Below are 26,057 nucleotides of genomic sequence, written 5' to 3'. Positions count from 1 at the left end.
CGCGGCGTTTTGCTATTCTGCGCGAATGAACAATGAAGAGCCGATCCCTAACCACACCCGCCGCGGACGTCCGCCGCGTGAGTCGGCGCAGGCGCATGCGGCCATTCTCGACGCGGTCTACGAGCTACTGAAGGAAAAGTCGGCGCGCGAGCTGACCATGGAGGAGGTGGCCCGCCGCGCCAGGGTCGGTAAGCCGACCCTATACAAGTGGTGGCCGACCAAGGCGGCGCTGATACTCGCGATGTTTCATGAACGTATCGCCGGTCAGTCCTCTGTACCTGATACGCCAACCGTCGAGGAGAGTATCCGTTTGAAGACCCGCGGCTTGATTGGCGAGTTCAACGGCCTGTTCGGCAAGGTCATGGCCGATCTCATCGCCGAGGGTCAAAGCGAGCCGGATGTGTTGCGCGATCTCTACGAGGAGCATATGAGGCCGAGGCGCGTGGCGACTGCCGCCGATATCGAGCGCGCCAAGGCGACAGGCGAGTTTCTCCCGGAGACGAATACGGATCTGGTGATCGATGCCATCTTTGGCCCTATCTATTTCCGACTGCTGATGCGCCAGCAACCGTTGACCGAAGTCTATGGCGACGCGCTGGTCGAGCAGGCCCTGCTTGGCTGGCGATCGCGCTGATGCTTTGGCCTGTGAACTGGTCAAGCCATGATCTTTTTTGCCGTTTGGCAAAAAGAGCGGCTATATTGCAAATCACTATAGTCGACCGCATATATTGACATAAAGATATCTTTATGTGATTGAGTTGAAAGTCGCAGGGTCGAGGGAGTATGCTGGTGTTTGACGATCTTTTTGGTCCGGAAGCGGCAAAACGGGACGGCAGCGATGTGTTCGCGGCGCTGAAGCAGGCAGCCAGCGAGCGCATTCTAGTGCTCGATGGCGCCATGGGCACGCAGATCCAGGGGCTTGGCTTCGACGAGGAGCAGTTCCGTGGCGATCGCTTCATCGGCTGCGCCTGTCACCAGCAGGGCAACAACGACCTTCTGATCTTGAGCCAGCCCGACGCTATCGAGGAAATCCACTATCGCTACGCCATGGCCGGTGCCGATATCATGGAGACCAATACGTTTTCCTCGACGCGCATCGCTCAGGCAGATTACGAGATGGAAGGCGCTGTCTACGATCTCAACAGGGAAGGCGCGCGCGTCGTGCGCAGGGCTGCCATCCGTGCCGAGCGGGAAGACGGCCGTCGTCGCTTTGTCGCTGGCGCCATTGGCCCGACAAACCGTACGGCGTCGATATCGCCCGACGTCAACAACCCCGGTTTCCGTGCTGTCTCCTTCGACGAGTTGCGCATAGCCTACGGCGAGCAGATCGATGGGCTGATCGACGGCGGCGCAGACATCATCCTCATCGAAACGATTTTCGACACGCTGAATGCCAAGGCGGCAATTTTCGCCTGCGAGGAGCGTTTCATCGCCAAGGGCGTTCGCCTGCCTGTGATGATCTCCGGCACCATCACCGACCTGTCCGGCCGCACGCTGTCCGGCCAGACGCCGTCGGCCTTCTGGAATGCGGTTCGTCACTCCAATCCGTTCACCATCGGCCTCAATTGCGCGCTCGGTGCAAATGCCATGCGGCCCCACCTGCAGGAACTCTCGGGCGCTGCCGACACGCTCGTCTGCGCCTATCCGAATGCGGGCCTGCCGAACGAATTCGGCCAGTACGACGAGACGCCCGAGATGATGGCGGCGCAGATCGAGGGCTTTGCCGCCGAGGGTCTGGTCAACATCGTCGGCGGCTGCTGCGGCTCGACGCCAGACCACATCCGCGCCATCGCCGAAGCCGTGTCGAAATACAAGCCGCGCGCCATTCCCGCGCACCGTCCCTTCATGTCGCTGTCGGGCCTTGAGCCGTTCGTGCTCACCAAGGACATCCCATTCGTCAATGTCGGCGAGCGCACGAATGTCACCGGGTCGGCGAAATTCCGCAAGCTGATCACCAATGCCGACTACAATGCGGCACTGGTTGTCGCTCGCGACCAGGTCGAGGCCGGCGCTCAGATCATCGACATCAACATGGACGAAGGCCTGATCGATTCCGAAAAGGCGATGGTCGAGTTTTTGAACCTGATCGCCGCCGAGCCGGATATCGCCCGCGTGCCAGTCATGATCGACAGCTCCAAATGGTCGATTATCGAGGCAGGCCTCAAATGCGTCCAGGGCAAGTCGATCGTCAACTCGATCTCGCTGAAGGAAGGCGAGGAGAAGTTCCTGGAGCAGGCGCGGCTGGTGCATGCCTACGGTGCGGCAGTCGTCGTCATGGCCTTCGACGAAACAGGCCAGGCAGACACCTACCAGCGCAAGGTCGACATCTGCACCCGGGCCTACAAGATCCTGACGGAACAGGCGGGCATCCTGCCGGAAGATATCATCTTCGATCCGAACGTCTTTGCGGTGGCTACGGGCATCGAGGAACACAACAATTACGGCGTCGACTTTATCGAGGCGACACGGACCATCCGGCAGACGATGCCGCTGGTGCATATCTCCGGCGGCGTGTCGAACCTGTCCTTTTCGTTCCGCGGCAACGAGACGGTGCGCGAGGCCATGCATTCGGTGTTCCTGTACCACGCCATCCAGGCGGGCATGGACATGGGTATCGTCAATGCCGGCCAGCTGGTCGTCTACGACACCATCGATCCTGTTCTGCGCGAGGCCTGCGAGGACGTCGTGCTCAACCGCCGGCCTGACGGCACCGAGCGGCTGCTTGACGTCGCCGAGCGCTATCGCGGCACCGGCGTGCGCGAGGCCCGCGTGCAGGATATGTCCTGGCGGCAGCTGCCGGTCGAAAAGCGCATCGAGCATGCGCTGGTCAACGGCGTCACGGAATTCATCGAGGCCGATACGGAAGAGGCGCGCCAGGGCGTTGCCCGGCCGCTGCACGTCATCGAAGGACCGCTGATGTCAGGCATGAACGTTGTCGGCGACCTCTTCGGCTCTGGCAAGATGTTCCTGCCGCAGGTGGTGAAGTCTGCTCGCGTCATGAAGCAGGCCGTGGCTGTTCTGCTGCCCTACATGGAAGCCGAAAAGCTCGCCAATGGCGGCAGCGGCGAACGCGAGGCGGCCGGCAAGGTGCTGATGGCGACGGTCAAGGGCGACGTGCACGATATCGGCAAGAACATCGTCGGCGTCGTACTCGCCTGCAACAACTACGACATCATCGATCTTGGCGTCATGGTTCCGGCGGCGAAGATCCTGGAGACGGCGATCCGCGAGAAGGTCGACATTATCGGCCTGTCCGGCCTCATCACCCCGTCGCTCGACGAGATGGTGCATGTCGCGGCCGAAATGGAACGCCAGGGGTTCAATATTCCGTTGCTTATCGGGGGCGCCACCACGAGCCGCGTTCACACTGCCGTGAAGATCCATCCCGGGTATTCGGCCGGCCAGGCCGTCTATGTCACGGATGCATCACGCGCCGTCGGCGTCGTCTCGGCGCTGCTTTCGCCGGAGGGCAAGCAGGGGTACCTGAATACGATCCGCGAGGAGTATGCCAAGGTCGCTGCAGCCCACGCACGCAACGAACTGGAAAAGGTGCGCCTGCCGCTGTCGCGTGCGCGTGAAAATCCGGAGAAGCTCGACTGGTCGAACTATACGCCGACGAAGCCGTCTTTCTATGGCACGAAGATCTTCGAGGACTACGATCTTGCCGAACTGGCGAAATACATCGACTGGACACCGTTCTTCCAGACCTGGGAACTTAAGGGCCGGTATCCGGCCATCCTTGAGGACGAAAAGCAGGGCGAGGCGGCACGCGCACTGTTTGCCGATGCCCAGGCGATGCTGAAGAAGATCATCGACGAAAAGTGGTTTCGTCCGCGCGCCGTCATCGGCTTCTGGCCAGCGGGTGCCGTCGGCGACGACATCAAGCTGTTTACCGACGAGACGCGCACTGCGGAGCTTGAGACTTTCTACACACTTCGCCAGCAGCTCTCGAAGCGCGATGGCCGGCCGAATGTGGCGCTGTCGGATTTCGTGGCCCCGGTCGACAGCGGCGCCAAGGATTATATCGGCGGCTTCGTGGTCACGGCGGGTGTCGAGGAAGTGGCGATTTCGGAACGTTTCGCCGGCGCCAACGACGATTACTCGTCGATCCTCGTCAAGGCGCTGGCCGACCGGTTTGCGGAAGCTTTTGCCGAGCGCATGCATGAACGGGTGCGCCGCGAATTCTGGGGCTATGCGACCGAAGAGGCGCTGTTGCCCGAAGAGATGATCAGCGAGACCTATGCCGGTATCCGACCGGCGCCTGGCTATCCCGCGCAGCCCGACCATACCGAAAAGGAGACGCTGTTCCGGCTGCTCGATGCCGAGGCGGCGACCGGCGTCAAGCTAACCGAGAGCTATGCCATGTGGCCGGGCTCCTCCGTGTCCGGCGTCTACATCGGCCACCCCGGCTCCTACTATTTCGGTGTGGCCAAGGTCGAACGGGATCAGGTCCAGGACTACGCCGCCCGCAAGGGAATGCCGGTCGAGGACGTCGAGCGCTGGCTCGGCCCGGTGCTCAACTACGTACCGAACAAGCGCGAGGAAAAGATCGACGCGGCTGCTTGATCGGTTTGTCTTTCCAAGTGGTTATGGCTTGAAGCTGGCGATTTGATTCATGTTGATGCGGCCGGAAGGTGATTCACCTTTCGGCCTTAAGTGTTTGATCCGGCAGCACAAAGCGATCGTCTGGAAAATCGATGGCAACCCGTGCGCCTCCAGTGGTATAGTGGCGAAACTTAGCTAAGGGCCAGAAGATGCAATTCACTGTCCACGCCGCAAAGACCGATCTGTCCAAGCTCATCGATGCTGCGCTTTCCGGCGAAGAGGTTATCATCGCCAAGGGTAGCAAGCCGGTCGTGAAGCTTGTGCCCATCGAGCAGCGGTCGTTCAAGATTGGTATTCTCAAAGGCAAGTTGACAGGCGATGCTTCAGATTTTCTCACCGACATGGATGAGGAAGAACTGGCGCTCTGGGAAGGCGCGCAGTGAGTTCATTCCTGCTCGACACCCATGTTTGGGCATGGTCGCTGACGGGCGACAAGCGGCTCTCACCGCGAGCGGTCGCAGTGATAGAGCAGACGGAGCATATTTTCGTCAGCCCGATCAGCCTGTTTGAAATCGGCCAGAAGGTCCGCATCGGCAAATGGCCGGAGATGGAGCCGTTTGTCGAGGAACTTCCGGCGCTTCTCCAGCAGCAGGGCGGTGAAATCGCTGATCTTACTCCTGCGATATGCGTCAATGCTTCGATGATGAAATGGGGCCACCGCGATCCCTTCGACCGGTTGCTTGCAGCAACGGCCATGGACAGTCGCATCGCGATTATCTCGGCGGACGTGGTGTTCGATGCTCTCGACGATCTCGGAGACTGGATCGCTCGCATCTGTAAACGTCAAACCGGCCCGATCGTCAGTTCCGCGACGAAATCGTAGGCGTCGCCGCGATAGAGCGAGCGGGTAAATTCGACTGCGCGGCCGGAGGCGAGGTAGGAGATGCGCTCGATCGACAGGCCCGCTGCTCCCGCCGACACTCCGAGCAACTCCGCATCCGTCTCCTTCATGTTGGTGGCAGAGATTCGCTGCACGGCGCGCACCGGCCGCACCTGGCGCTTCTCAAGCTCGGCGTAAAGCGAGGCGGTAACGGTCGACGGGTCGGGCAGGAATTCGCCGGAGACGCTGGCGTGCTCGATCGCTAGCGGCTGGTCGTCGGCTATGCGCAGGCGGCTCAGGCGGGAAACCTTGGTGTCGGCGGCAAGGCCGAGGATCATCATCTCGTCGGGCGAGGGCGTGTGGATGCCCTTGTGCAGCCATTGCGATCGCGCCGTCATGCCGCGCCGGGCCATATCTTCGGTGAACGAGGTCAGCTGCGACAGCTTCTGCTCGACCTTGGAGACCGGCTTGCTGACGAAGGTGCCGGAACCGTGGCGGCGGACCAGAAGGCCGTCGGTTACCAGATTGTCGATGGCCTTGCGGACGGTGACCCGACTGACGGCGGCATATTCGGCAATGTCGCGCTCCGGTGGCAGTGCGTCGCCCTGCTTCAGCGTACCGGCCTTGACGGCTTCTTCCAGCGTTCTGCGCAGCTTGACGTAGAGCGGGCCAGTGCCTGCTTCCTGCATGCGGGCGGGAGAAAAGATCAGGTTCAGGTCGCCGGTCATGCGCTGCGCCTTTCGTCTTTCCAGGCAAGGGCGACCGCAAACGACACGGCTCCCTGCAGCGCGTCGCCGAGGGGGTCGACAAGCAGCGCCTGGTGCGCGGTGCTCAGCCACGTGCGATAGGCGAGAGCAAGACCACCGAGCAGGCAGACGGTGGTGCAATCTGGCCAGAGCAGGGCGTCTAGGCTGTTGTCGATGTCAGACGCCGCCTTGCGGACGATCCGGGTGGCGATGGCGTCGCCAGCAGCGGCGTGCTCGAAAACCTGAGGCGCATACCGGGCAAAATTCCCCGGCGTGGCACTGTGCGCGAATTCTACAACGTTTTGCGGATTGTCGCTGAATGCCGCCATGACGTTGCGCGTCAGCGGCGTCGGCGCGCAGACACCGTCATGGGAAAGTAGCGCAAGCTCGAGGAGGTCGCGGCCGAGCCTTGCGCCGCTGGCCTGATCGCCGACGACGAACCCCCAACCGCCAATTTCCGTCACCTTGCCGTGACGCCTTGCGCCATAGACGGAACCGGTGCCGAAGGAAGCCACGACGCCGTCCGAGGGGCCAAGTGCTCCCTGCAGGGCGATCAGCTGGTCAGTGACGACCTCGGCTTTTGCAAATGGCAGCGCTTCGCGGATGAGGCTGCCGTGAGGGCCGACATTGGCACCGGCAACGCCAAGCACGGCGCTGCTGCTTGCGAGGCAGGATGGATCAATCCCGGCATTCTCCAGGGCGCTGCGGCTGGAAGCAACGATGTTCTCAAGTGCCATCGTGCGGTCCGACATGATGTTGGCAGGGCCAGCCTTGCCGCGCCCGAGTATCCTGCCGGTCGCATCTGCTACGGCGGCACGGCAACTCGTTCCGCCGCCATCTATGCCGATTGCATACTTCGTCATGTGAGCCCCCGGATGCCGTCTGTTCCCGCGTTTTTCGCTACCATACCAAAAAAATACCATTTACCAAGTGCGAAGATGATCTGCGTTCTTTGTTTTTATTCGATTGTTTTTGTTGGTAAATTTTCGTTTATGGGATTTTTTGCGACGAAAAGGTTAAATTCGACTGGACAATTGGTATTTTTTTGGACTTAATTCCGGCCAAGGGAACAGCATCGACGGACATCGGCGGAAGCGGCAAACAAAAATAGCCGGAGCGCCAGGCGGACGACAACATTCGTCAGCAGATGTCACGGCAAAGGGCGGATCGATGTCGATCCGTGCGGCGTGACGTTGCAGCGTTTTCCTGATTGATATGTATTCCTGCTGCGTTTTCATGCGGGGATGTGGGTGGCCGCTGGCCTACGCCGGCCGGTGCTCGTTTCAGATCGAAAACGGCGTCTTGAGACGCCAGGAACAGGAGAGGGAAAAAATGACACAGAAAATTCTGAAGGGCTTGTTGCTCGCATCCAGCCTTTTGAGCTCAGCCGGGTTCGTTCATGCGGCCGACGTCACTTTGAACGTCGAGAGCTGGCGCAACGACGACCTGTCGATCTGGCAGACGAAGATCATCCCGGCTTTCGAAGCCAAAAACCCGGGCATCAAGATCACCTTCTCGCCGACAGCCCCGACCGAGTACAACGCGTCGCTGAACGCCAAGCTTGATGCCGGTTCTGCGGGCGATATCATCACCTGCCGCCCGTTCGACGCTTCTCTGGACCTGTTCAACAAGAAGCACCTTGCCGACCTGACGACGCTGCCGGGCATGAGCAATTTCTCGCCGGTCGCCAAGGCTGCCTGGTCGACGGATGACGGCAAGTCGACTTTCTGCGTACCGATGGCTTCGGTCATCCACGGCTTCATCTACAACAAGGATGCCTTCGCGAAGCTCGGCATCTCCGTTCCGAAGACCACCGACGAGTTCTATGCCGCGCTCGACAAGATCAAGGCTGACGGCACCTATATCCCGATGGCCATGGGCACGAAGGATCTCTGGGAAGCAGCTACCATGGGCTACCAGAATATCGGTCCCAACTACTGGAAGGGCGAAGAAGGCCGCGTTGCGCTGATGGAAGGCAAGCAGAAGCTGACCGACGCCGACTGGGTCGAGCCTTTCAAGCAGCTGGCCAAGTGGAAGCCATACCTCGGCGACGGTTTCGAAGCGCAGACCTATGCCGACAGCCAGAACCTCTTCACTCTCGGCCGCGCCGCCATCTATCCAGCCGGCTCCTGGGAAATCGCGCTGTTCACAGCCCAAGCCCAGTTCAAGATGGGCGCATTCCCGCCACCGGTGCCAAAGGCCGGCGACACGGGCTACATCTCGGATCATCCGGATATCGGCGTTGGCCTGAATGCCAAGTCGGCGCATCCGGAAGAAGCCAAGAAGTTCCTGTCCTGGGTTGCCTCGTCGGAATTCGCAGACATCTACGCCAACTCGCTGCCGGGCTTCTTCAGCCTGAACTCGACACCGGTGAAGATGAGCGATCCGCTGGCGCAGGAATTCGTCTCCTGGCGCGGCCCGTACAAGTCGACGGTTCGCTCGACCTACCAGATCCTGTCGCGTGGCACGCCTAACCTCGAGAACGAAACCTGGGTGGAATCGGCCAACGTCATCAACGGCACGGATACGCCGGAAGTTGCTGCCAAGAAGCTCCAGACCGGTCTCGACAGCTGGTTCAAGCCTGCCAAGTAAGAAGTTTACCCTCCCCTTGAGGGGGAGGGTCGGCCCGACGGGCCGGGGTGGGGTGATCCTTGCGCGTGTGGCGTCACCCCCACCCGCAGCTTCGCTGCGACCTCCCCCCTCAAGGGGGAGGTGCCGTGATCATGCTGTGCCCGCGCAAGCCCCAAGAAAACAGGCAAAGCCATGAGCGACATCACCACTTCAGCGGCCTTGCAGCCGGTTTCGATCAAGCGCCAGCGGCGCTGGCATATTCTCGTTTTCCTGTTTCCGGCGTTCCTGGTCTACACGGTGGTGATGATCCTGCCGTTGATCGAGACATTGCGGCAGTCCTTTTACAATCTGGTCGACGGGCAACTGACCTTCGTCGGCCTTGCCAACTTCAAGGTGCTGTTCGGCGATATCAGGTGGGCGCATGACTTCTGGAATGCGCTGCGCAACAATTTCATCTTCTTCGTAATCCACATGTGCGTGCAGAACCCGATCGGCGTGGCGCTGGCCGCCATGCTGTCGTTGCCGAAGCTGCGCTTCGTCACCTTCTATCGCACGGCAATCTTCCTGCCGACGCTGCTGTCCTTCGTCATTGTCGGCTTCATCTGGAAGTTGATCCTGTCGCCGCTCTGGGGCGTCACGCCGTGGATGATGGACCTCGTTGGCCTCAAGGCATTGTTCAGCCCGTGGCTCGGCAAACCGGGGTCGGCGCTGATCGCGGTCGCCCTGATCTCCGTCTGGCAATATGTCGGCATTCCTATGATGCTGATCTACGCAGCCCTGCTCAACATCCCAGAAGAAGTGATCGAAGCTGCGGAATGCGACGGCATCACCGGCTGGAGCCAGTTCTGGAAGATCAAGCTGCCGCTGGTGCTGCCGGCGATCGGGATCATCTCGATTCTTACTTTCGTTGGCAATTTCAACGCCTTCGACCTGGTTTATACCGTACAGGGTGCGCTCGCCGGGCCCGATGGCTCGACCGATATTCTGGGCACGCTTCTTTATCGCACCTTCTTCGGCTTCCAGCTGCAGCTTGGCGACCGCTCCATGGGCGCAACGATCGCAACCGTTATGTTCCTGATCATCCTTGCCGGCGTCTCGTTCTACCTTTTCATCGTTCAGCGGCGCATCCGCCGCTACCAGTTCTGAGGCGGCACTGATGTCCAAGGCACGCTCATCCACCATCCGCACCGGTCTCGTCCATCTGGCCCTGATCAGCTACACGCTGATCGCCTTGTTTCCGGTCTTCCTGACCGTCATCAATTCGTTCAAGGATCGCGGCGCGATCTTTCGCGCACCGATGCTGGTGCCGACGCCGACCACCTTTAGCCTGATCGGCTACCAGACGGTTCTGGGGCAGGGCAATTTCGCCATGTATTTCCAGAATAGCTTCGTCGTCACCATCGTCTCTATCGTGCTTGTGCTGCTGTTCGGTGCGATGGCGGCGTTTGCGCTGTCCGAATATCGCTTTCGCGGCAACATGGTCGTCGGGCTCTACATGGCGATCGGCATCATGATCCCCATCCGGCTCGGTACCGTCGCCATCCTGCAGGGCATGGTCGCCGCGGGTCTGGTCAACACGCTGACGGCACTGATCCTCGTCTATACGGCCCAAGGTCTGCCGCTGGCGATCTTTATCCTGTCCGAGTTCATGCGAACAGTCTCCGATGACCTGAAGAACGCCGGCCGCATCGATGGTCTGAACGAGTATGCGATTTTCATCCGGCTGGTATTGCCGCTGATCCGTCCGGCCATGGCGACCGTCGCCGTGTTCACAATGATCCCGATCTGGAACGACCTGTGGTTCCCGCTGATCCTTGCGCCGAGTGAAGCGACCAAGACTGTCACGCTCGGCAGCCAGATCTTCATTGGCCAGTTCGTCACCAACTGGAATGCCGTTCTGGCGGCGCTATCGCTGGCCATTCTTCCGATCCTGGTCCTCTACGTCATCTTCTCGCGGCAGCTGATCCGCGGCATCACTGCGGGAGCGGTCAAATGAGTGCAGTCACACAGCCCATCCGCGTGCTCGTGGCCGGGCTTGGCAACATGGGCCGCAGCCACGCGCTCGCCTATCACAATAACGCAGGCTTCGAGATCGTCGGCCTCGTCAATCGCTCCAAGCCAGTGCTGGACGAAGCGTTGCACGGCTATACGATCCACCCCGACTTCGAGACCGCACTCGCGGAACTGAAGCCCGACCTCTGCTCGATCTGTACCTACTCCGACAGCCATGCCGACTATGCGGTCATGGCGTTCGAGGCCGGCTGCGACGTCTTCATCGAAAAGCCGCTGGCAACGACCGTAGCCGATGCGGAGCGCGTCGTTGCAGCCGCAAAGTCGGCGGGCAAGAAGCTGGTCATCGGCTATATCCTCCGCCATCATCCGTCGTGGATGCGGCTGATTGCCGAGGCCCGCAACCTTGGGGGTCCCTATGTCTTTCGCATGAACCTCAACCAGCAATCGAGCGGCCCGACCTGGGAGACGCACAAGGCGCTGATGCAGACGACCTCACCGATAGTTGACTGCGGCGTGCATTATGTCGACGTCATGTGCCAGATTACCGATGCCAGGGCGGTCGAGGTGCGTGGCATGGGCCTGCGCCTGTCCAACGAGATCGCGCCCGACATGTATAATTACGGCCATCTGCAGGTGAAGTTCGAGGACGGCTCCGTCGGCTGGTACGAAGCGGGCTGGGGGCCGATGATCTCGGAGACGGCGTTCTTCGTGAAGGATGTGATGTCGCCGAACGGCGCCGTATCCATCGTCATGGACCCGAACGCCAAGTCCGACGACATCGACACGCACACCAAGACATCCGTCATCCGGCTGCACAATGCCGAAACCGGCCCGGATGGCAGGTTCATCCGCCCGGATCGCGACCTGCATATGGATGGCGAGCCCGGGCATCAGGAGCTCTGCAATTTCGAGCAGGCCTATGTGCTGAAAGCCATCATCGAGGATATCGACCTGACGCGGCATATGCACGACGCCGTGCAGTCGCTGCGCATCTGCCTTGCCGCGGACGAAAGCGTCCGGACTGGCAAGACCGTCACTTTGTAAGGACAAAAGCTTTGGGATCGCTTCAACTCAAATCCATCCGCAAGGCCTATGGCACCCATGAGGTGCTGAAGGGCATCGACCTCGAGGTCAAGGACGGCGAATTCGTCATCTTCGTCGGCCCGTCTGGCTGCGGCAAGTCGACCTTGCTGCGCAGCATCGCCGGCCTCGAGGACGTGACCGACGGAACGGTGATCATCAACGGCGTCGACGTCACCACGACCCCGCCGGCCAAGCGCGGCATTGCCATGGTGTTCCAGTCTTATGCGCTTTACCCGCACCTGACGGTGAAGGACAATATGGGCCTTGGCCTGAAACAGGCGGGCACCCCGAAGGATGCCATCGAGGAGCGGGTTGCCAAGGCCTCCGGCATGCTCTCCCTCGAGCCCTATCTGGCCCGTCGTCCGGCAGAGTTGTCCGGCGGCCAGCGCCAGCGCGTCGCCATCGGACGTGCCATCGTCCGCGAACCGGCGCTGTTCCTGTTTGACGAGCCGCTGTCCAATCTCGATGCGGCGCTGCGCGTCCAGACGCGGCTCGAGATCGCCCGCCTTCACCGCAGCCTGAAGGCGACGATGATCTATGTTACCCACGACCAAGTCGAGGCCATGACGCTTGCCGACCGCATCGTTGTGCTGAATGCCGGAGCCATCGAGCAGGTCGGCACCCCGATGGAGCTTTACAACCGTCCCGCCAACGTCTTTGTCGGCAGCTTCATCGGATCGCCGCAGATGAACATGATCCCTGGCGCCAAGCTCGGCGAAAGCGCAAAAACCATTGGCGTACGCCCCGAGCATATCACCCTGTCACGCGAGAGCGGCACCTGGCCTGCCAAGGTCGTCCATGTCGAGCATCTCGGCGCCGACACCATCCTCTACCTCGAAACCGACCAGACTGGCCTTTTGACCGTCCGTCTGTTCGGCGAGCATCCGTATTCGCCAGATGAGACCGTCTACGCGACGCCGGATCTGGCGCATATGCATCGGTTTGGGGACGATGATAAGGCTATCCGGTAGGGACGCGGATATTACCCATAGCTCTCGCTCTCGCTGTTACCCCCTCCGACGCGACATTGTGCGACGCGGGACTGGGCGCAAATGTTCGGTTCGGCAAGGACGATCGGGCAAGCCGGTAGGCGGTGAATATCATCTTCAGTTCAACCGCAGGGAAGGTGGGCAGTATTTAAAGAGGCTCAATCAGCGGGGCCGCGTCATCGGCCGGAAGGACTGGTGGATCACTTCAGCCATGCTCTCCACTGCGGGGTTCGAATGGTAAGCGTTGCGCCTCAGCACGACGCGGGAGGCGTCGATAGGTGGGAAGCCATCTCCAACACCGAGCTCTCGGCAATCGGGCGGTATGTTGCTGCGCGAGAGCGGAGCGATGCCCAGACCGGCAATCACGGCGATCTTCAGGCCACTTGAAGTGTCGCAGCTGTAGGCGATGCGGAATGGCAGGTTGTGCTGTTCCAGAGAGCGAATGGCAAAGTCACGGCACCAGTTTGAGCGTCCGTAGATGGCAACCGGAATGGGATTGCGCTCATGAAGCCTGTGGACTGTCGAGGTCACCCAGACGGTTGGGTCGATATACAGAACTTCCCCTTGAGTCTGGGAGCTCCAATCGAACACAACGGCAAGATCGAGTTGGTCGTTTTCCAGCGCCTCCATCTGCTGTGAAGTGTAGCCGCATAAAACTGTCACGTCGACCGAAGGATGGCTTTCGGCGAAGGCTGCCAGTGCCCGTGGAAGAACGGTGTCGCCATATTCCTCCGGAATGCCGATTCTGACGACGCCGTCCAGCGGCTTGCGTCGCATAGCGGCGGTCGTCTCGTTCATCAGGCCCACAATCCGGCGGGCATAGGGCAGCAGTTGTCGCCCGCTTTCTGTCAGCGCCACACCGCGCGGCCCCCGGTCAAACAGCGGTTGGCCGACACTCTCTTCCAGCCGCTTCAGTTGCAGGCTGATGGCAGATTGCGTCCTTCCGACATCACTGGCCGCACGGGTGAGATTGCCGGTGTCGGCAACCACCAGGAACATGCGCAGCAGATCGCTATCGAGGGGAAGATGCATTGTCGCCAGCCATGAGATTTCTCAATGTCAGGTATCGTTACTATTCGTTTGTGCGATGTCAATCAGCGGCTCAAACCAAAGGCCTGTCATGGTGGGGGGCGGTGGATGAGCGCGGGTCAAAAGGACGAAGACAAAGCGCCAGTGACGCGGATGGAAAGACTTCGGTTGTGGCTGGCCGGATACAGCGCGCTGGAAGTCATTGCGCGCAGGGAGAACGATCATTTGTTCCGTGATGCCGGAATGTCGCGCGACGAGGTGCGTGATAGTCTTCGGCCGTGGCGGATTGTCGGCCTTCTGTTGCTGCCACGCAGTGGTCGTGAATAAGGCGCGCAGTCGCTACCCCAGCACCGGCCGCATGAAGCTGCGTTCGTAGCTGATGATACTTCGGTTTTTCGCCTCTAGTTCCAGCGTCGCCTGGCATTCTGCGTCTGCGGCCATGCGGTTTCGGTAGGCTTCGTAGGCTGTGAAGCTCGGGAACGAGAAAAGCGCCACGGCGACGTTGCTGGCGCCTTCAGAGGGCAGGAAGTAGCCGTGATGGGTGCCGCCCATGCGGTTGACGATGGGGATCCACCGCCGTGCATAGTCCTCGAATTCCGCAATCTTGTAGGCATCGATGATGTAGCGGAGGTGGCAGGTGATCATGGGCTGTCTCCGGACGGTCGTTTGGAGGTGTTCAGGAACCTGCTGCCAGCCGCGTCGTCAGTTCCTCGATGCCGGCTTGTGCTTCGATCTCGTCGCCCTTGGCGATCAGGTAGAGCCCGAGGCAAAAGGCGAGGGCTGCGATGAACAGCAGGTAATAGGCATGCGCCATCGGATTGATTGCCAGCAGCGTGCTGACCGCGATCGGCGTGAGGCCGCCGAAGATGGCGTAGGCTACATTGTAGGAGAAGGAAAGGCCGGTGAAGCGGACGCGGGCCGGGAAGGCGCGGACCATGACATAGGGAACGGCGCCGACGAGGCCGACCGAAAGGCCCATCACTGCGTAGAGGATGAACATGACTGTCAGCGAAGTGGCGGCGTAGCTGTAAAAGACGAAGGTGGCGGCGCCGAAGAACAGGCTGGCGACGGTGAAGAATTTGCCGGAGCCGACACGGTCGACGATGGCGCCGGCGGCTGCCGTGCCAACGATCAGGAACAGCGTGCCGAAGCTGGTGGCGGCCAGCGATTGCTGGGCGGTGTAGTGGTAGAGCTTTTGGAGGAAGGTGGCAGTCATCAGCGTGGTGACGATGATGCCGGCCGACAGGATCCAGGTCAGCAGCATCGAGATGACAATGCCCCTCGGGTAGTCGCGCAGCACCGCTTTCAGCGGCAGTTCCGATACCAGCGCCCGGCTCTTCTTCATGTCGGCAAAGATCGGCGTTTCGTGCAGCCACCGGCGCAGGTAGACGGCGATCAGGCCGAAGATGCCGCCGATCAGGAAGGGGATCCGCCAGGCATATGAGGCGACTTCATCAGGAGTAAAGACCGTGTTGATGATGGCGGCGATGAACGAGCCGAGCAGGATGCCGAACGTCAGGCCGGAGCAGAGGAAGCCGCAGGCAAAGCCGACGCGGCGGAAGGGGACGTGCTCGGCAACGAAGGTCCAGGCACCCGGTACTTCGCCGCCGATGGCGGCCCCCTGCAGGATGCGCAGGCAGATGAGCAGGATGGGGGCGGCAATGCCGATGGAGGCATAGGTCGGCATGGCGGCCATGCCGAGCGTCGACAGCGCCATCAGCAGCAGCGAAAAGGCGAACACCCGCTTGCGACCGTAGAGATCGCCGAAATGGGCGAGCACGATGCCGCCGATGGGGCGGACCAGATAGCCGGCTGCGAAGATGCCGAAAGTCTGGATCAGCACCAGCCAGTCGGGCAGGTCGGGCGGGAAGAACAGCTTGCCGATGACGGTGGCGAAAAAGACGAAGATGATGAAATCGTAGAATTCCAGCGCACCGCCGAGGGCTGCGAGGCCCAGCGTTCGAAAATCCTGGGCGGTCAGGCGGCGGGGCGCCGCTGCTGGCGTCATCATTGGGGGCATGGCAATGCACTCTGCTGAAATGTTCGGGCCTCAACTCCACAGGTTGCATGCGGGATCGCGGCGGGCATTTCAAGCGGTATTTGATGGCACGTCCATCCAGCCATGGGATCCGCGACATCCGGATCGATGACCCCAGCGGGCGATGGCGGCGCGCAGTGCACGCCGCCTGTTGTTATCAGGCCGCAAAGGTCATCAAGCGGGCGCGTTCGCTGAGGATGTGCTGGCAGGCGCTGGCTGCCTCCCGGCCCTTGACGACGAAATGTTCCTTGAAGAAACCGAGATGCGCCTCGGTATCCTGGAAGTGATGCGGCGTCAGGACGACGGAGAGAACGGGGACGCCCGTATCGAGCTGCACTCGCATCAGCGCGTCGAGCACGCTGCCCGCCACGAAATCGTGGCGGTAGATGCCACCATCGACGACGAAGGCGGCGGCGACCACGGCGGAGTAGCGGCCGGTGCGGGCCAGTGTCTGGACGTGCAGCGGGATTTCGAGCGCGCCCGGCACATCGAAGACCTCGACGGCGGCCGCGCCGCGATCGTCGTATTTGCTCCATTCGGCGATGAAGCTGTCTATGCATTGATCGACGATTTCGGCGTGCCAGCGGGCGCGGACGAGGGCGATCTTGCCTTTTTGCGGTAGTGTGGAGATGGTCATGGTCTGTCTTGCCTTTCAAGGGTTTCAAATATCCCTTGGGCGAACACGCCCGATCCCGAGACCTTTCGCGCGGAAAGGTCGTCGATCAGGCCTGCTCTCTTCCATCCGGACTATGACCGTCGGCTCCGGCATCGCACCGGATCTGCTGACCCTTCCGCTTTCTTCGGCAAAAGGCGCTCGCGGGCTCCATTCGCTGCATTGGCGCAGATCCTGATACCGCCGGTGGGGAATTGCACCCCGCCCTGAGAACGTCGCCAATATGCCGCGCTGCAGCACTTAAATCAAAGCAAAAACGCCGGGAAATACCCGGCGTTTGTGAACACTGTATCTTGACAGGGAGATCAGTCGTTGATGACCAGGAGGTCTTCCGCGGCAAAGCGCAGGGTGACGCGTTCGCCGACGGCCGGCGGCAGTTTGCCGGGGGCGTTGAACATGTCGAAGGAAATCGTGTTGCCGCCGACATTCATGCGGGTGCGGATGACCGAGCCCAGAAAATGTGCCGAGGTGACGTCGCCGGTGAGCGAGGTATCGCCCGTGGCACCTTCGGACAGCGATCCCGCCTCCGGCCGCAACGCCAGCGACACCGTGTCGCCTGCCTTGAAGGCGGTGACCGACTGCTTCAGCGTCACGCCTTGATCGCCGATCGAAATCCGGTTGGTGGCGGGATCGACGACCTTCGCCTCGATCAGGTTCAGCGTGCCGACGAAGGAGGCGACGAAGCGCGTTGCCGGATGATTGTAGATCTCGAAGGGCGTACCGATCTGGTCAGCGCGGCCGGCGTTCATGACGACGATGCGGTCGGAGATCGACAGCGCCTCTTCCTGGTCGTGGGTGACGAAGACGGTGGTGATGCCGAGTTTCTGCTGGATGAGGCGGATTTCCTCCCGCAGCGACACGCGGATCTTGGCGTCCAGCGCCGACAGCGGTTCGTCGAGCAGCAGCACCTGCGGCTTGACAGCCAGGGCACGGGCGAGCGCGACGCGCTGCTGCTGGCCGCCGGACATCTGATAGGGGAAACGGTCGGAGAGGTGATCGAGCCGGATCAGCGCCAGCATCTCCTTGACCCGACTTGCGATCTCCGCCTTGGGCGCGCCGGCAACTTTCAGGCCGAAGGCGACATTGTCGAACACCGACATGTTGGGGAACAGGGCGTAGGCCTGGAAGACCATGCCAATGTTGCGCTTGTTCGGCTTCAGGTCCCGCTGCTCCTTGCCGCCGATCAGGATCGAGCCCGATGTCGGCGTCTCGAAGCCGGCGATCATCCGCAGAACCGTCGTCTTGCCGCAGCCGGACGGCCCGAGGAACGAGACGAACTCGCCCTTTTCGATGCCCATGCTGAAGTCTTTTACAACGGTGTTCGGGCCGAAACTTTTGCTGACCGAATCGATCCTGAGGAAGCTCATGGCTCTACACTCCTTGCAGTTTTTTGTGACAGGCGCGGCAACCAGCGCTGTCCCGGTCTTTTCGTGGCAAATAACTGCATCAGCACCATGCAGAACCAGATGATCCCGAAAGACATGATGGCGAGTGCTGCTGGTTCATAGGCGCGATCCTGCCCGGTCTGCACAAGGTAGGGACCGAAGGCCGGCCTGTTCAGAAGGCTGGCAAGCACGAACTCGCCGAGCGAGATGGAAAATGTCAGGAAAGCCCCGGACAGGATGGCAGACCGGATGTTCGGGAAAATCACCTGCGCAACTGTGCGCAAGCGGGATGCGCCAAGACTTTCGGCGGCTTCCGTCAGCGTCTTGATGTCGATTGCCGCCATGCCGTTGTCGACCGCCCGGAACATGTAGGGCAATGACAAGACGACGTAGCCGATGACCAGCAGTACGTTCGTACCTGTTTCAGACATCGTCAACGGCAGGAACGAATTGGAGCCGAACAGCCGGATATAACCGAAGACGAGAACCACAGGCGGAATGATCAACGGCATGAGCGAGATGAACTCGATCATCGGGCGAATTTTCGGCAGTTTCAATCGTACCCAGTAGGCGGTCGGAACGACGATGAGAGCGCCCGCGATGATTGCAAGCAGGGATGCGGTGGCCGAGAAGCCGAGGGTCGCCAGGAATTTCTCGCTCGAAAATACCGACCGATAGGCTGCAAAGCTCCATTGTCCGCGCAGCATCTGCAGCGAGAACTGGAAGGTCGCATAGAGCGGTATCAGGAAATAGGACGCTGCAACGATCACGATGAACGTCGAGACGATGGGGAAACGCTTGGTCACTGGCGCCACCTCTCAGCTTTGTTGCGAAGCACCAGATACAGCGTGTTGCTGATCCCCATGATGACAACCATTCCGACCGCCAGCGCGTATCCGAGGTTCGGATTGTAGAGCACGTTGCCCTGGATCTGCTGGTAGAGGACGATCGGAACGACCCCGAAGCTCGATCCGGTGAGGGCGTAGACAGTGACGAGGGTGCCGAAGGCATTGGCGAACAGCAGCAGGAAGCAGCCGAGAATGGACGGCATCAACACGGGCAGCGCGACCATCTGCCAGTATTGCCTGCGGTCTGCACCGAGAATTTCCGCAGCCTCCCGCCATTCCGACTTAAGGCCATCGAGCGCAGGTGTGATGATCAGCAGCATCAGCGGCAGCTGGAAGTAAAGATAGGTGATCGCCAGGCCCGCAAACGAGAAGAGGCTGAAGCCCGATCCATAGAGGTTGAAGCCGAAGACGTTCCGCAGAAACACGGTCACCAGGCCGAGGCGTCCGAGCGTCGCGATAAAGGCGAAGGCGAGCGGAATACCCGCAAAATTGGAGGCCACCCCGGAAAACGTCATGAACGCGGTGCGCACCCAGGGGGGCAGCCCGCCGAGCACCACGGCATATCCGAGTAGCAAGCCGGCAACCGCACCGAGGGCCGCGGCGACAAGGCTGAGGCGCAGCGATAGGGAATACGCGGAAAGAATGGTCGGGGAGGTCAGCGCAATAAAATTGTCGAATGTGAATCCGCCGGCCGAATTCTCGAATGCGCCGGTGACCAGGTAGAGAACGGGTGCGATCAGGAAGAAGAGAGCGAACAGCAAGAACGGCGCAACGCCAAGCCAGTCCCAGTTGATGGCTCCGGTCCGGCGGGCAGTCGGCCCCTTCGCAGGCGATCCCGGCGGTGACCTGGAGGCGTTATTCGCGACACTCATGCACAACACCCTTGAAGCAAGCAATGAAAACGGATGCCGGCTGGTGCCGGCATCCGCCAAGAGATTATCGATCCGATTACTTGGCGCCCATTTCCTTGGACCAATCGGAAGCAACGACAGCCTTGGCTGCAGACTGTTCCTCGAGGGTCGGGAAGATGGCCTTTGCATAGCCTTCAGCCGCTGGCATCTTGTCGAGCAGTGCCTGCGGGATGACCTTGCGGGTCGCCATGTCGGTGAAGCGGATCGGGTGGCAATAGCCCTTCAGCCAGCCGACCTGACCTTCGTCCGAATAAAGGTATTCCATCCAGAGCTTGGCAGCGTTCGGGTGAGGCGCAAATGCGGAGATCGCCTGAACGTAGACACCGGCGATGACGGCGTCAGACGGTACGATGACATCCATCGGCGGGTTGCCGGCGAGCTTGTCGCGCATTGCAAGGACGTTGTAGTCCCAGTCGAAGAGGACCGGTGTGGTGCCCTGCGCCATGTTCTGGGCGTTGCCGTTGACCGGCACCAGATTACCGCTGGCCTTGAGGTCCTTCATGAATGCAGTGCCGAGCTTGGCTGTTTCAGCGCCGCCCTTGCCGCCCTTGGCGGTGCCGGCTGCATAGACGGTCATCATCGAGCTGTTGCCGGTGCGCGGATCGCCTGGCATGGCAACGGCATTGGCATATTTCGAGGCTGTCAGATCGGCAAAGCTCTTCGGGCTTTCCTTGACCACGTCCTTGTTCACGCCGATGGCCAGAACGCCGTAGTAATCGCCGTACCAGTATCCTTCGGAATCCTTGGCGCTGTCAGGGATCGAGTCCCATGTGGAAACCTTGTAAGGCTGCAGCAGTCCGTCCTTCTTGGCGGACGGACCGAAGGACAGGCCGACGTCGACGACGTCAGGGGCCTGCGGGCCGGTGTTGCCCTTGTTGGCCTTGATGGCTTCGATTTCGTCGCCGGAACCTGCGTTCGGGTTCAATTCGTTGACGGTCAGGCCATACTTGGCCTTGAAGCCTGCGATGACGTCGCCGTAGCCGCACCAGTCGTGCGGCAGGGCGATCGTGGTCAGCGAGCCTTCTTTCTTGGCGGCTGCAATGAGGTCGTCGCTCGGCGCGGCAGAGGCAATGGCGGTGGACGCCATGACGATTGCGGTCGAGAGCGAAAGGAGGCGATGAATAGATCTGGTCACTGTTGTTCTCCTTGATCTTCAGTGTCTGGCGAAGCTGTTAATGACATTGCGTGAAGCTTGTGTGACGGTTGTTTTGCACTCGATTTGCGGGAAATTGCCGGGATGTCGGCGCGTCTCCCTGCGCTCGAATATCGATGGCGTCAGCGGTTTTCGGCGTGGTCGTGTTGCCGACCTTTTTTCTTCTCCTCTAGCCGATTTTACGAAAGAGCTTGGTCTGTTCGAACAGGCCTTCCAGTGTCTTCATGCGCTCGCTCGTCTCGTCCCAGGTCGAGTTCTGGACGGCCTCGATAAGAGCCTCGACGATGAACAGTGTCACCACAGAGGAGTCCCAGGCGGACGGCGCCTCGATCTGGACGCGAAAGGTATGTTTTGCATGTTTGGAGGCGGGAGAGGCCCACTGGTCCGTAAAGACGATGATCTCGGCGCCGCGGCGGCGGGCGGCTGCCGCCAGGCTCACCATTTCAAGCTCATAGCGCCTGATGTCGAAGATGATGAGCAGGTCGCCGGGGTTCATGTTGAGCACATATTGCGGCCATGAACTCGAATTGGCGGACAGCAGCGTCGTGTTGGCGCGGATCACCTGCATGTGCGTAAAGAAGTATTCTGCCAGTGCGCCGGTGATGCGTCCGCCGACGAAATAGAGCTCGCGTCGGCTCTCGCAAAGCAGAGAGACGACGCTGTCGAAGGTAGCGGTATCGAGATCGGTGAGCGTCTGGCGCAGGTTGGCGCTGATGGCATCGGCGAAGCGATTGAGAATGTGCGTGCCCGGAGCATTGCTTGCCCAGCGCCCGCGTTTTGTCAGTGGATTGGAGATCGTTGCCTCGACCTCCTGGTGCAGATGGGACTGGAATTCCGGATAGCCCTTGAAGCCGAGTTTCTGCACCATGCGTGCGACGGTCGGCGTCGAGACACGTGCATTTTCTGCAACCGTGGTGATACTTCCCAAGCCCGAGACAGGGTAATTGTCCAGCAGGCTTTCCGCCAATTGCTTCTCGGCCCGTGTCAGCCCATCGAAATGGGCATGGATAACGTCAGCCACGGTTTTCGATGCGTTGATCACTCTGTTTTAGCCCCCAGGGACGGTCTTTGCCTGTCTCCATGACACTTTAAACAACGCTGTCACATATCGAGTCAATGTCTAAATTGAAGAGATAATTTCAGTTTACGGTTGACACTCGCCATAAGCTGAAGAATTCTTTTCTGTGAAGGTTCTGTTAAACTTTGGGTGGGGGCCCGGGATGCTGATGCATCAGGCTGTGCTGAGCGAACAAGAAGGGGAATGCGTTGCTGTCGAGCGGCCCGATGGGCGCAGCCCGGTTGTGGTTATCTGTGAGCACGCATCCTCCCGGTTGCCGGAGCGCTTCGGCGATCTCGGCCTTTCCGAAGATGCACGGAACAGCCACATCGCTTGGGATCCGGGCGCTTTGGCGGTTGCGAGGGGCCTCTCTCGCAATCTCGATGCGCCTCTGATCTACCAGCGCTTTTCGCGGCTGATCTACGATTGCAACCGTCCGCCGGGCTCTCCCGCAGCCATGCCGGAGGTAAGCGAAATCTATGATATTCCGGGCAATCGACAGCTGGATAGCGAGGAGCGCAGGGCGCGGACCGACGCGCTGTATCTGCCGTTTCATCAACGTATCCGCGATTTGTTGTCGCGCCGGACGGCGCTGGGAATGGCCAGCGTCATTGTCACAATTCACAGTTTTACGCCGATTTATAACGGCCAGTACCGTGAGGTCGAGCTCGGCATCCTGCACGATACGGATGACCGGCTGGCGAACCGCATGCTGGCGCTGACAGGCGACGCGTCGCTCTATCGAACAGAGCGAAACCAGCCCTACGGTCCGCAACATGGGGTTACCCACACGTTGCAACTACACGGCGTATCGAACCATTTGAAGAATGTCATGATCGAGGTCCGCAACGACCTGATCGTGGATGATGTCGGCCAAGGGGTCATGGCCGATTATCTGACAGGGCTGATCCAGCGTAGCCTGGACGCCTGAACAATAAAGACCCCGGGGAACAGTCAAACTGCGGCAGGCGGGGCAACATATTTGCCACGCCATAAAAGGGGACGGTCCGCAATTCCGCGGACTTTCGGTTGAAGGGGACGTTTCACATGTCGGATTATACCGAATTGGATAAGAAGCAGGATGTCGGCATCCTGCACTCCATGGGCTACGCCCAGGAGCTCGAGCGACGGATGAGTTCGTTCTCGAATTTCGCGATTTCATTTTCCATTATTTGCATCATGTCGGGGGGCATCAATTCGCTGGCGCAGGCGACGTCCGGCGCAGGCGGCATCGCCATCGGCATCGGCTGGCCGGTCGGTTGCCTGATGTCGATCTTCTTCGCGCTGGCTCTGGCGCAGATTTCGTCGGCCTATCCCACAGCCGGTGGCCTCTATCACTGGGGCTCCATCCTCGGCAACCGCTTCACAGGCTGGCTGTCCGCCTGGCTCAACCTGCTCGGCCTGATCACCGTTCTCGGTGCCATCAATGTCGGCACCTATTACTTCTTCTTCGGTGCGTTCGGCACCTATTTCGGCATGGAGGATACGGTGGTGGTGCGTATCACCTTCGTTGCCGTGATCACCGCCGTCATGGCGCTGGTCAACCACATGGGTATCGGGCTCACCGCCAAGCTCACGGACATGTCCGGCTATCTCATCCTCGGCGCGGCTCTGGCGCTGACCGTGGTGTGCCTGATCTGCGCACCGTCCTACGAGTTCTCGCGGTTGTTCACCTTCACCAACTATTCTGGATTGGCGACGATGGCTGCGGACGGAACACAGAGCGGGCCGCCGGTCTGGCCGGCCGTCTCGGGTGCCTGGGTCTTTGCGCTCGGCCTGCTGCTGCCGATCTACACCATCACCGGCTACGACGCCTCGGCCCATACATCGGAAGAAACCGTGAAGGCATCCGTCTCGGTGCCGAAGGGCATGGTCTCTGCTGCAGTCTGGGCCTCGGTCATCGGCTACATCATGCTGTGCGCCTTCGTTCTGGTGCTGCCCAACATGGAAGACGCAGCAAAGCAGGGCTGGAACGTGTTTTTCTGGGCGATGGACAGCCAGGTCAACCCGACCGTCAAGATCATCCTCTACATCGCCATCTTCGTATCGCAGTTCCTCTGCGGTCTGGCGACAGTGACATCCGTGTCGCGGATGATCTATGCCTTCTCGCGTGACAAGGGCCTTCCGGGCTCCAGCACGCTTGCCAAGGTCAGCCCCAAGTTCCGCACGCCGGTTGCGGCGATCTGGACGGGATCGATACTCTCGGTGCTGTTCGTCTGGCTCACCTCGGTGATCACCATCGGCGAATCCTCGGCCTATGCCATCGTCGTGTCTTGCACCGTCATCTTCCTGTTCCTCTCTTTCGCCGTTCCGATCGGCCTCGGACTTTTGGCCTACGGCACGCCGAAATGGCCTAAAATGGGTCCATGGAGCATCGGTCCGACCTTGTTCCGCGTCGTGGCGGTGCTGGCGCTGATCTCGATGGTGGTGATGTTCGTTATCGGCGTACAGCCGCCGAACGACTGGGCACTCTACATCACCGTCGGCTTTCTCGTGCTGACGGCCATCGTCTGGCTGGTCTTCGAGAACCGGCGCTTCAAGGGGCCACCGATCGGCGAGGAAGTCGCCCGTCGCGCGGCAAGCATTGCTGCTGCCGAGAAGGCAGTCGGGGAAATCTGAGCGATAATCGAGCCATGAGGGGTCGCCTTTGGGCGGCTCCTCGACAGGGCGGTCGGCAGGGGCGTCGGGCGCAAGAACCGACGAGATCGCAGAATTTAAAGGGTCAGGGCGGATTTTATGAGCAGCATCTATACGTTTGACGATTTGAAGAAGGATGTAGCCGAAGGGCGCATCGACACGGTTCTCGCATGCCAGGTGGATATGCAGGGCAGGCTGATGGGAAAGCGGTTCCAGGCCGAGTTTTTTCTCGAGAGTGCCTGGAAGGAAACCCACAGCTGCAATTACCTGCTGGCGACCGACATGGAGATGGAAACCGTCTCCGGCTATGCGTCGACAAGCTGGGAAAAGGGCTATGGCGACTACACCATGAAGCCGGATCTTTCGACACTTCGCCGCATTCCGTGGCTGGAGGGCACGGCGCTGGTGCTTTGCGACGTGCTCGACCATCACACCCATGCCGACGTGCCGCATTCGCCGCGCGCCATTCTGAAGAAGCAGGTGGCAGGGCTTGAAGCGATGGGCATGAAGGCCTTCATGGCGACCGAGCTGGAATTCTTTCTGTTCGACCAGAGCTACGAGCAGGCGCAGGCATCCGGCTATCGCAACCTGCCGCTCGCCAGCGCCTATAACGAAGACTACCACATCTTCCAGACGACCAAGGAAGAAGGCGTCATGCGCGCTATCCGCAAGGGCCTGCAGGGCGCCGGCATCCCGGTCGAAAATTCCAAGGGAGAAGCATCGGCCGGGCAGGAAGAGATCAATGTCCGCTATGCCGACGCGCTGACCATGGCGGACCGGCACGTCATCATCAAGAACGGCTGCAAGGAGATCGCCTGGTCTCAGGGAAAGGCAATCACCTTCCTTGCAAAGTGGAGCGCCGCATCTGCCGGCAGTTCGTCGCACGTCCACCAGTCGCTGTGGAGCGTCGATGGCAAGACACCATTGTTCTTCGACGAAAAGGCCGAGCACGGCATGTCGTCCCTGATGCAGCATTATATTGCCGGCCAACTCGCCCATGCCGGCGAGATCACCTATTTCCTGGCGCCCTACATCAACTCCTACAAGCGCTTCGTGGCGGGCACTTTTGCGCCGACCAAGGCCGTCTGGAGCACAGATAACCGTACGGCCGGCTATCGTCTTTGCGGCGCCGACAGCAAAGCCATCCGCATCGAATGCCGCGTCGGTGGCTCGGACCTCAATCCCTACCTCGCCTTCGCGGCCCTACTGGCGGCAGGCATTGACGGGATCGAGAAAAAGATGGCGCTGGAACCGGCGTTTGTCGGCGACGCCTACGCCGCCCGCGACGTGCGCGAAGTCCCCCGGACCCTGCGGGAGGCAACGGTTGCCATGACGCAATCGAAGATGTTGCGCGCAGCCCTCGGCGACGATGTCATCGATCACTATACCCGTGCAGGCGAATGGGAGCAGGAAGATTTTGACCGACGCGTCACGGACTGGGAAGTGGCGAGGGGGTTCGAGCGGGCGTGAGATAATCGCAATGGTTGTGCGTTGTTGTT

24 protein-coding genes and 1 riboswitch are annotated in these 26,057 nt (G+C 60.5%); of the genes, 13 read left to right on the top strand and 11 right to left on the bottom strand.

Translation table 11 applies throughout. From position 1 onward, the window contains the following. Window positions 1-25: 25 nt before the first annotated feature. The 4 genes from PR017_RS09555 (at window position 26) to PR017_RS09540 (ending at window position 5,428) form a co-directional block, all read left to right on the top strand. On the top strand, window positions 26-634 hold the full coding sequence (locus tag PR017_RS09555; protein ID WP_111222791.1) for a TetR/AcrR family transcriptional regulator: 609 nt from the start codon (window positions 26-28) through the stop codon (window positions 632-634). Window positions 635-789: 155 nt separating this feature from the next. Next, a complete protein-coding gene (metH, locus tag PR017_RS09550; protein ID WP_111223014.1) occupies window positions 790-4,566 on the top strand; it encodes a methionine synthase in 3,777 nt (1,258 codons plus the stop codon). A 188-nt stretch (window positions 4,567-4,754) separates the two neighbouring features. Continuing rightward, the gene (locus PR017_RS09545) at window positions 4,755-4,988 is read left to right on the top strand and encodes a type II toxin-antitoxin system Phd/YefM family antitoxin (RefSeq protein WP_111222792.1); all 234 of its coding nucleotides are present in this window, start codon (window positions 4,755-4,757) and stop codon (window positions 4,986-4,988) included. Further along, entirely contained in the window at window positions 4,985-5,428 is a 444-nt protein-coding gene (locus PR017_RS09540) for a type II toxin-antitoxin system VapC family toxin (RefSeq protein WP_111222793.1), read from the top strand. The genes PR017_RS09545 and PR017_RS09540 overlap by 4 nt, the downstream gene beginning before the upstream one ends. Here PR017_RS09540 and PR017_RS09535 read toward each other — a convergent pair. Next, window positions 5,389-6,153: a GntR family transcriptional regulator gene (locus PR017_RS09535; RefSeq protein ID WP_111222794.1), complete on the bottom strand. Its 765-nt coding sequence runs from the start codon at window positions 6,151-6,153 to the stop codon at window positions 5,389-5,391. The genes PR017_RS09540 and PR017_RS09535 overlap by 40 nt on opposite strands. After that, complete coding sequence (locus PR017_RS09530; protein WP_111222795.1) at window positions 6,150-7,034, bottom strand: glucosamine kinase nucleotide-binding domain-containing protein; 885 nt, start codon at window positions 7,032-7,034, stop codon at window positions 6,150-6,152. The genes PR017_RS09535 and PR017_RS09530 overlap by 4 nt, the downstream gene beginning before the upstream one ends. A gap of 469 nt (window positions 7,035-7,503) precedes the next feature. Here PR017_RS09530 and PR017_RS09525 point away from each other — a divergent pair, with 469 nt between their 5' ends. The 5 genes from PR017_RS09525 (at window position 7,504) to PR017_RS09505 (ending at window position 12,809) form a co-directional block, all read left to right on the top strand. Then, entirely contained in the window at window positions 7,504-8,763 is a 1,260-nt protein-coding gene (locus PR017_RS09525; RefSeq protein WP_111222796.1) for an ABC transporter substrate-binding protein, read from the top strand. A 171-nt stretch (window positions 8,764-8,934) separates the two neighbouring features. Continuing rightward, the gene (locus PR017_RS09520; RefSeq protein ID WP_111222797.1) at window positions 8,935-9,888 is read left to right on the top strand and encodes a carbohydrate ABC transporter permease; all 954 of its coding nucleotides are present in this window, start codon (window positions 8,935-8,937) and stop codon (window positions 9,886-9,888) included. Window positions 9,889-9,898: 10 nt separating this feature from the next. Beyond that, window positions 9,899-10,738 carry a carbohydrate ABC transporter permease gene (locus PR017_RS09515; RefSeq protein ID WP_111222798.1) on the top strand — a complete coding sequence of 280 codons (840 nt, stop codon included), beginning with the start codon at window positions 9,899-9,901 and terminating at the stop codon, window positions 10,736-10,738. Next, the gene (locus PR017_RS09510; protein ID WP_111222799.1) at window positions 10,735-11,799 is read left to right on the top strand and encodes a Gfo/Idh/MocA family protein; all 1,065 of its coding nucleotides are present in this window, start codon (window positions 10,735-10,737) and stop codon (window positions 11,797-11,799) included. Before PR017_RS09515 ends, PR017_RS09510 begins: the two co-directional genes overlap by 4 nt. An 11-nt stretch (window positions 11,800-11,810) precedes the next feature. Continuing rightward, the gene (locus PR017_RS09505) at window positions 11,811-12,809 is read left to right on the top strand and encodes an ABC transporter ATP-binding protein (RefSeq protein ID WP_111222800.1); all 999 of its coding nucleotides are present in this window, start codon (window positions 11,811-11,813) and stop codon (window positions 12,807-12,809) included. A gap of 180 nt (window positions 12,810-12,989) precedes the next feature. Here the strand turns inward: PR017_RS09505 and PR017_RS09500 are convergent, their stop codons facing one another. Then, a complete protein-coding gene (locus PR017_RS09500; protein WP_111222801.1) occupies window positions 12,990-13,859 on the bottom strand; it encodes a LysR substrate-binding domain-containing protein in 870 nt (289 codons plus the stop codon). Window positions 13,860-13,883: 24 nt separating this feature from the next. Between PR017_RS09500 and PR017_RS09495 the strand changes: the two genes are divergently transcribed. Beyond that, on the top strand, window positions 13,884-14,183 hold the full coding sequence (locus PR017_RS09495) for a hypothetical protein (protein WP_111222802.1): 300 nt from the start codon (window positions 13,884-13,886) through the stop codon (window positions 14,181-14,183). Between the two features lie 12 nt (window positions 14,184-14,195). Here PR017_RS09495 and PR017_RS09490 read toward each other — a convergent pair whose 3' ends face one another. From PR017_RS09490 to PR017_RS09455, 8 genes are all read right to left on the bottom strand, one after another. Next, window positions 14,196-14,501, bottom strand: coding sequence for an NIPSNAP family protein (locus tag PR017_RS09490; protein ID WP_111222803.1), 306 nt, complete (start codon window positions 14,499-14,501; stop codon window positions 14,196-14,198). Between the two features lie 31 nt (window positions 14,502-14,532). Continuing rightward, window positions 14,533-15,876 (bottom strand): MFS transporter, encoded by a 1,344-nt coding sequence (locus PR017_RS09485; protein ID WP_111222804.1) that lies wholly within the window; start codon window positions 15,874-15,876, stop codon window positions 14,533-14,535. Window positions 15,877-16,051: 175 nt separating this feature from the next. Beyond that, window positions 16,052-16,531, bottom strand: a complete 480-nt coding sequence (locus PR017_RS09480) for a 6,7-dimethyl-8-ribityllumazine synthase (protein WP_111222805.1) — start codon at window positions 16,529-16,531, stop codon at window positions 16,052-16,054. Between the two features lie 89 nt (window positions 16,532-16,620). Further along, a riboswitch (FMN riboswitch) is annotated at window positions 16,621-16,785 on the bottom strand. An 87-nt stretch (window positions 16,786-16,872) separates the two neighbouring features. Beyond that, a complete protein-coding gene (locus tag PR017_RS09475) occupies window positions 16,873-17,934 on the bottom strand; it encodes an ABC transporter ATP-binding protein (RefSeq protein ID WP_111222806.1) in 1,062 nt (353 codons plus the stop codon). After that, the gene (locus tag PR017_RS09470) at window positions 17,931-18,758 is read right to left on the bottom strand and encodes an ABC transporter permease (protein ID WP_111222807.1); all 828 of its coding nucleotides are present in this window, start codon (window positions 18,756-18,758) and stop codon (window positions 17,931-17,933) included. Before PR017_RS09470 ends, PR017_RS09475 begins: the two co-directional genes overlap by 4 nt. Then, a complete protein-coding gene (locus PR017_RS09465) occupies window positions 18,755-19,672 on the bottom strand; it encodes an ABC transporter permease (RefSeq protein ID WP_111223015.1) in 918 nt (305 codons plus the stop codon). The genes PR017_RS09470 and PR017_RS09465 overlap by 4 nt, the downstream gene beginning before the upstream one ends. A gap of 76 nt (window positions 19,673-19,748) precedes the next feature. Then, window positions 19,749-20,846: an ABC transporter substrate-binding protein gene (locus tag PR017_RS09460; RefSeq protein WP_111222808.1), complete on the bottom strand. Its 1,098-nt coding sequence runs from the start codon at window positions 20,844-20,846 to the stop codon at window positions 19,749-19,751. Between the two features lie 187 nt (window positions 20,847-21,033). Continuing rightward, a complete protein-coding gene (locus PR017_RS09455) occupies window positions 21,034-21,906 on the bottom strand; it encodes a MurR/RpiR family transcriptional regulator (RefSeq protein ID WP_111222809.1) in 873 nt (290 codons plus the stop codon). 178 nt (window positions 21,907-22,084) lie between these two features. Between PR017_RS09455 and PR017_RS09450 the strand changes: the two genes are divergently transcribed. The 3 genes from PR017_RS09450 (at window position 22,085) to PR017_RS09440 (ending at window position 26,028) form a co-directional block, all read left to right on the top strand. Then, window positions 22,085-22,852, top strand: a complete 768-nt coding sequence (locus PR017_RS09450; RefSeq protein ID WP_111222810.1) for an N-formylglutamate amidohydrolase — start codon at window positions 22,085-22,087, stop codon at window positions 22,850-22,852. Between the two features lie 116 nt (window positions 22,853-22,968). Next, window positions 22,969-24,540: an amino acid permease gene (locus tag PR017_RS09445; protein WP_111222811.1), complete on the top strand. Its 1,572-nt coding sequence runs from the start codon at window positions 22,969-22,971 to the stop codon at window positions 24,538-24,540. Window positions 24,541-24,657: 117 nt separating this feature from the next. After that, window positions 24,658-26,028 carry a glutamine synthetase family protein gene (locus PR017_RS09440; RefSeq protein ID WP_111222812.1) on the top strand — a complete coding sequence of 457 codons (1,371 nt, stop codon included), beginning with the start codon at window positions 24,658-24,660 and terminating at the stop codon, window positions 26,026-26,028. The last annotated feature ends 29 nt before the right edge of the window (window positions 26,029-26,057 follow it).

It is taken from the genome of Rhizobium tumorigenes (assembly GCF_003240565.2).
Lineage (GTDB): Bacteria > Pseudomonadota > Alphaproteobacteria > Rhizobiales > Rhizobiaceae > Rhizobium > Rhizobium tumorigenes.
The sequence above is the reverse complement of the archived record's forward strand: the minus strand, read 5'-3'. Positions and strand labels throughout refer to the sequence as shown.

What these genes read in the sequence shown, in the direction of transcription:
- PR017_RS09490 (WP_111222803.1), bottom strand. Translation starts at nt 14,501, where the DNA reads ATGATCACCTGCCACCTCCGCTACATCATCGATGCCTACAAGATTGCG.
- PR017_RS09520 (WP_111222797.1), top strand. Translation starts at nt 8,935, where the DNA reads ATGAGCGACATCACCACTTCAGCGGCCTTGCAGCCGGTTTCGATCAAG.
- PR017_RS09500 (WP_111222801.1), bottom strand. Translation starts at nt 13,859, where the DNA reads ATGCATCTTCCCCTCGATAGCGATCTGCTGCGCATGTTCCTGGTGGTT.
- PR017_RS09555 (WP_111222791.1), top strand. Translation starts at nt 26, where the DNA reads ATGAACAATGAAGAGCCGATCCCTAACCACACCCGCCGCGGACGTCCG.
- PR017_RS09525 (WP_111222796.1), top strand. Translation starts at nt 7,504, where the DNA reads ATGACACAGAAAATTCTGAAGGGCTTGTTGCTCGCATCCAGCCTTTTG.
- PR017_RS09510 (WP_111222799.1), top strand. Translation starts at nt 10,735, where the DNA reads ATGAGTGCAGTCACACAGCCCATCCGCGTGCTCGTGGCCGGGCTTGGC.
- PR017_RS09445 (WP_111222811.1), top strand. Translation starts at nt 22,969, where the DNA reads ATGTCGGATTATACCGAATTGGATAAGAAGCAGGATGTCGGCATCCTG.
- PR017_RS09535 (WP_111222794.1), bottom strand. Translation starts at nt 6,153, where the DNA reads ATGACCGGCGACCTGAACCTGATCTTTTCTCCCGCCCGCATGCAGGAA.
- PR017_RS09545 (WP_111222792.1), top strand. Translation starts at nt 4,755, where the DNA reads ATGCAATTCACTGTCCACGCCGCAAAGACCGATCTGTCCAAGCTCATC.
- PR017_RS09495 (WP_111222802.1), top strand. Translation starts at nt 13,884, where the DNA reads ATGTCAGGTATCGTTACTATTCGTTTGTGCGATGTCAATCAGCGGCTC.
- PR017_RS09450 (WP_111222810.1), top strand. Translation starts at nt 22,085, where the DNA reads ATGCTGATGCATCAGGCTGTGCTGAGCGAACAAGAAGGGGAATGCGTT.
- PR017_RS09480 (WP_111222805.1), bottom strand. Translation starts at nt 16,531, where the DNA reads ATGACCATCTCCACACTACCGCAAAAAGGCAAGATCGCCCTCGTCCGC.
- PR017_RS09530 (WP_111222795.1), bottom strand. Translation starts at nt 7,034, where the DNA reads ATGACGAAGTATGCAATCGGCATAGATGGCGGCGGAACGAGTTGCCGT.
- PR017_RS09440 (WP_111222812.1), top strand. Translation starts at nt 24,658, where the DNA reads ATGAGCAGCATCTATACGTTTGACGATTTGAAGAAGGATGTAGCCGAA.
- PR017_RS09515 (WP_111222798.1), top strand. Translation starts at nt 9,899, where the DNA reads ATGTCCAAGGCACGCTCATCCACCATCCGCACCGGTCTCGTCCATCTG.
- PR017_RS09475 (WP_111222806.1), bottom strand. Translation starts at nt 17,934, where the DNA reads ATGAGCTTCCTCAGGATCGATTCGGTCAGCAAAAGTTTCGGCCCGAAC.
- PR017_RS09485 (WP_111222804.1), bottom strand. Translation starts at nt 15,876, where the DNA reads ATGCCCCCAATGATGACGCCAGCAGCGGCGCCCCGCCGCCTGACCGCC.
- PR017_RS09465 (WP_111223015.1), bottom strand. Translation starts at nt 19,672, where the DNA reads ATGAGTGTCGCGAATAACGCCTCCAGGTCACCGCCGGGATCGCCTGCG.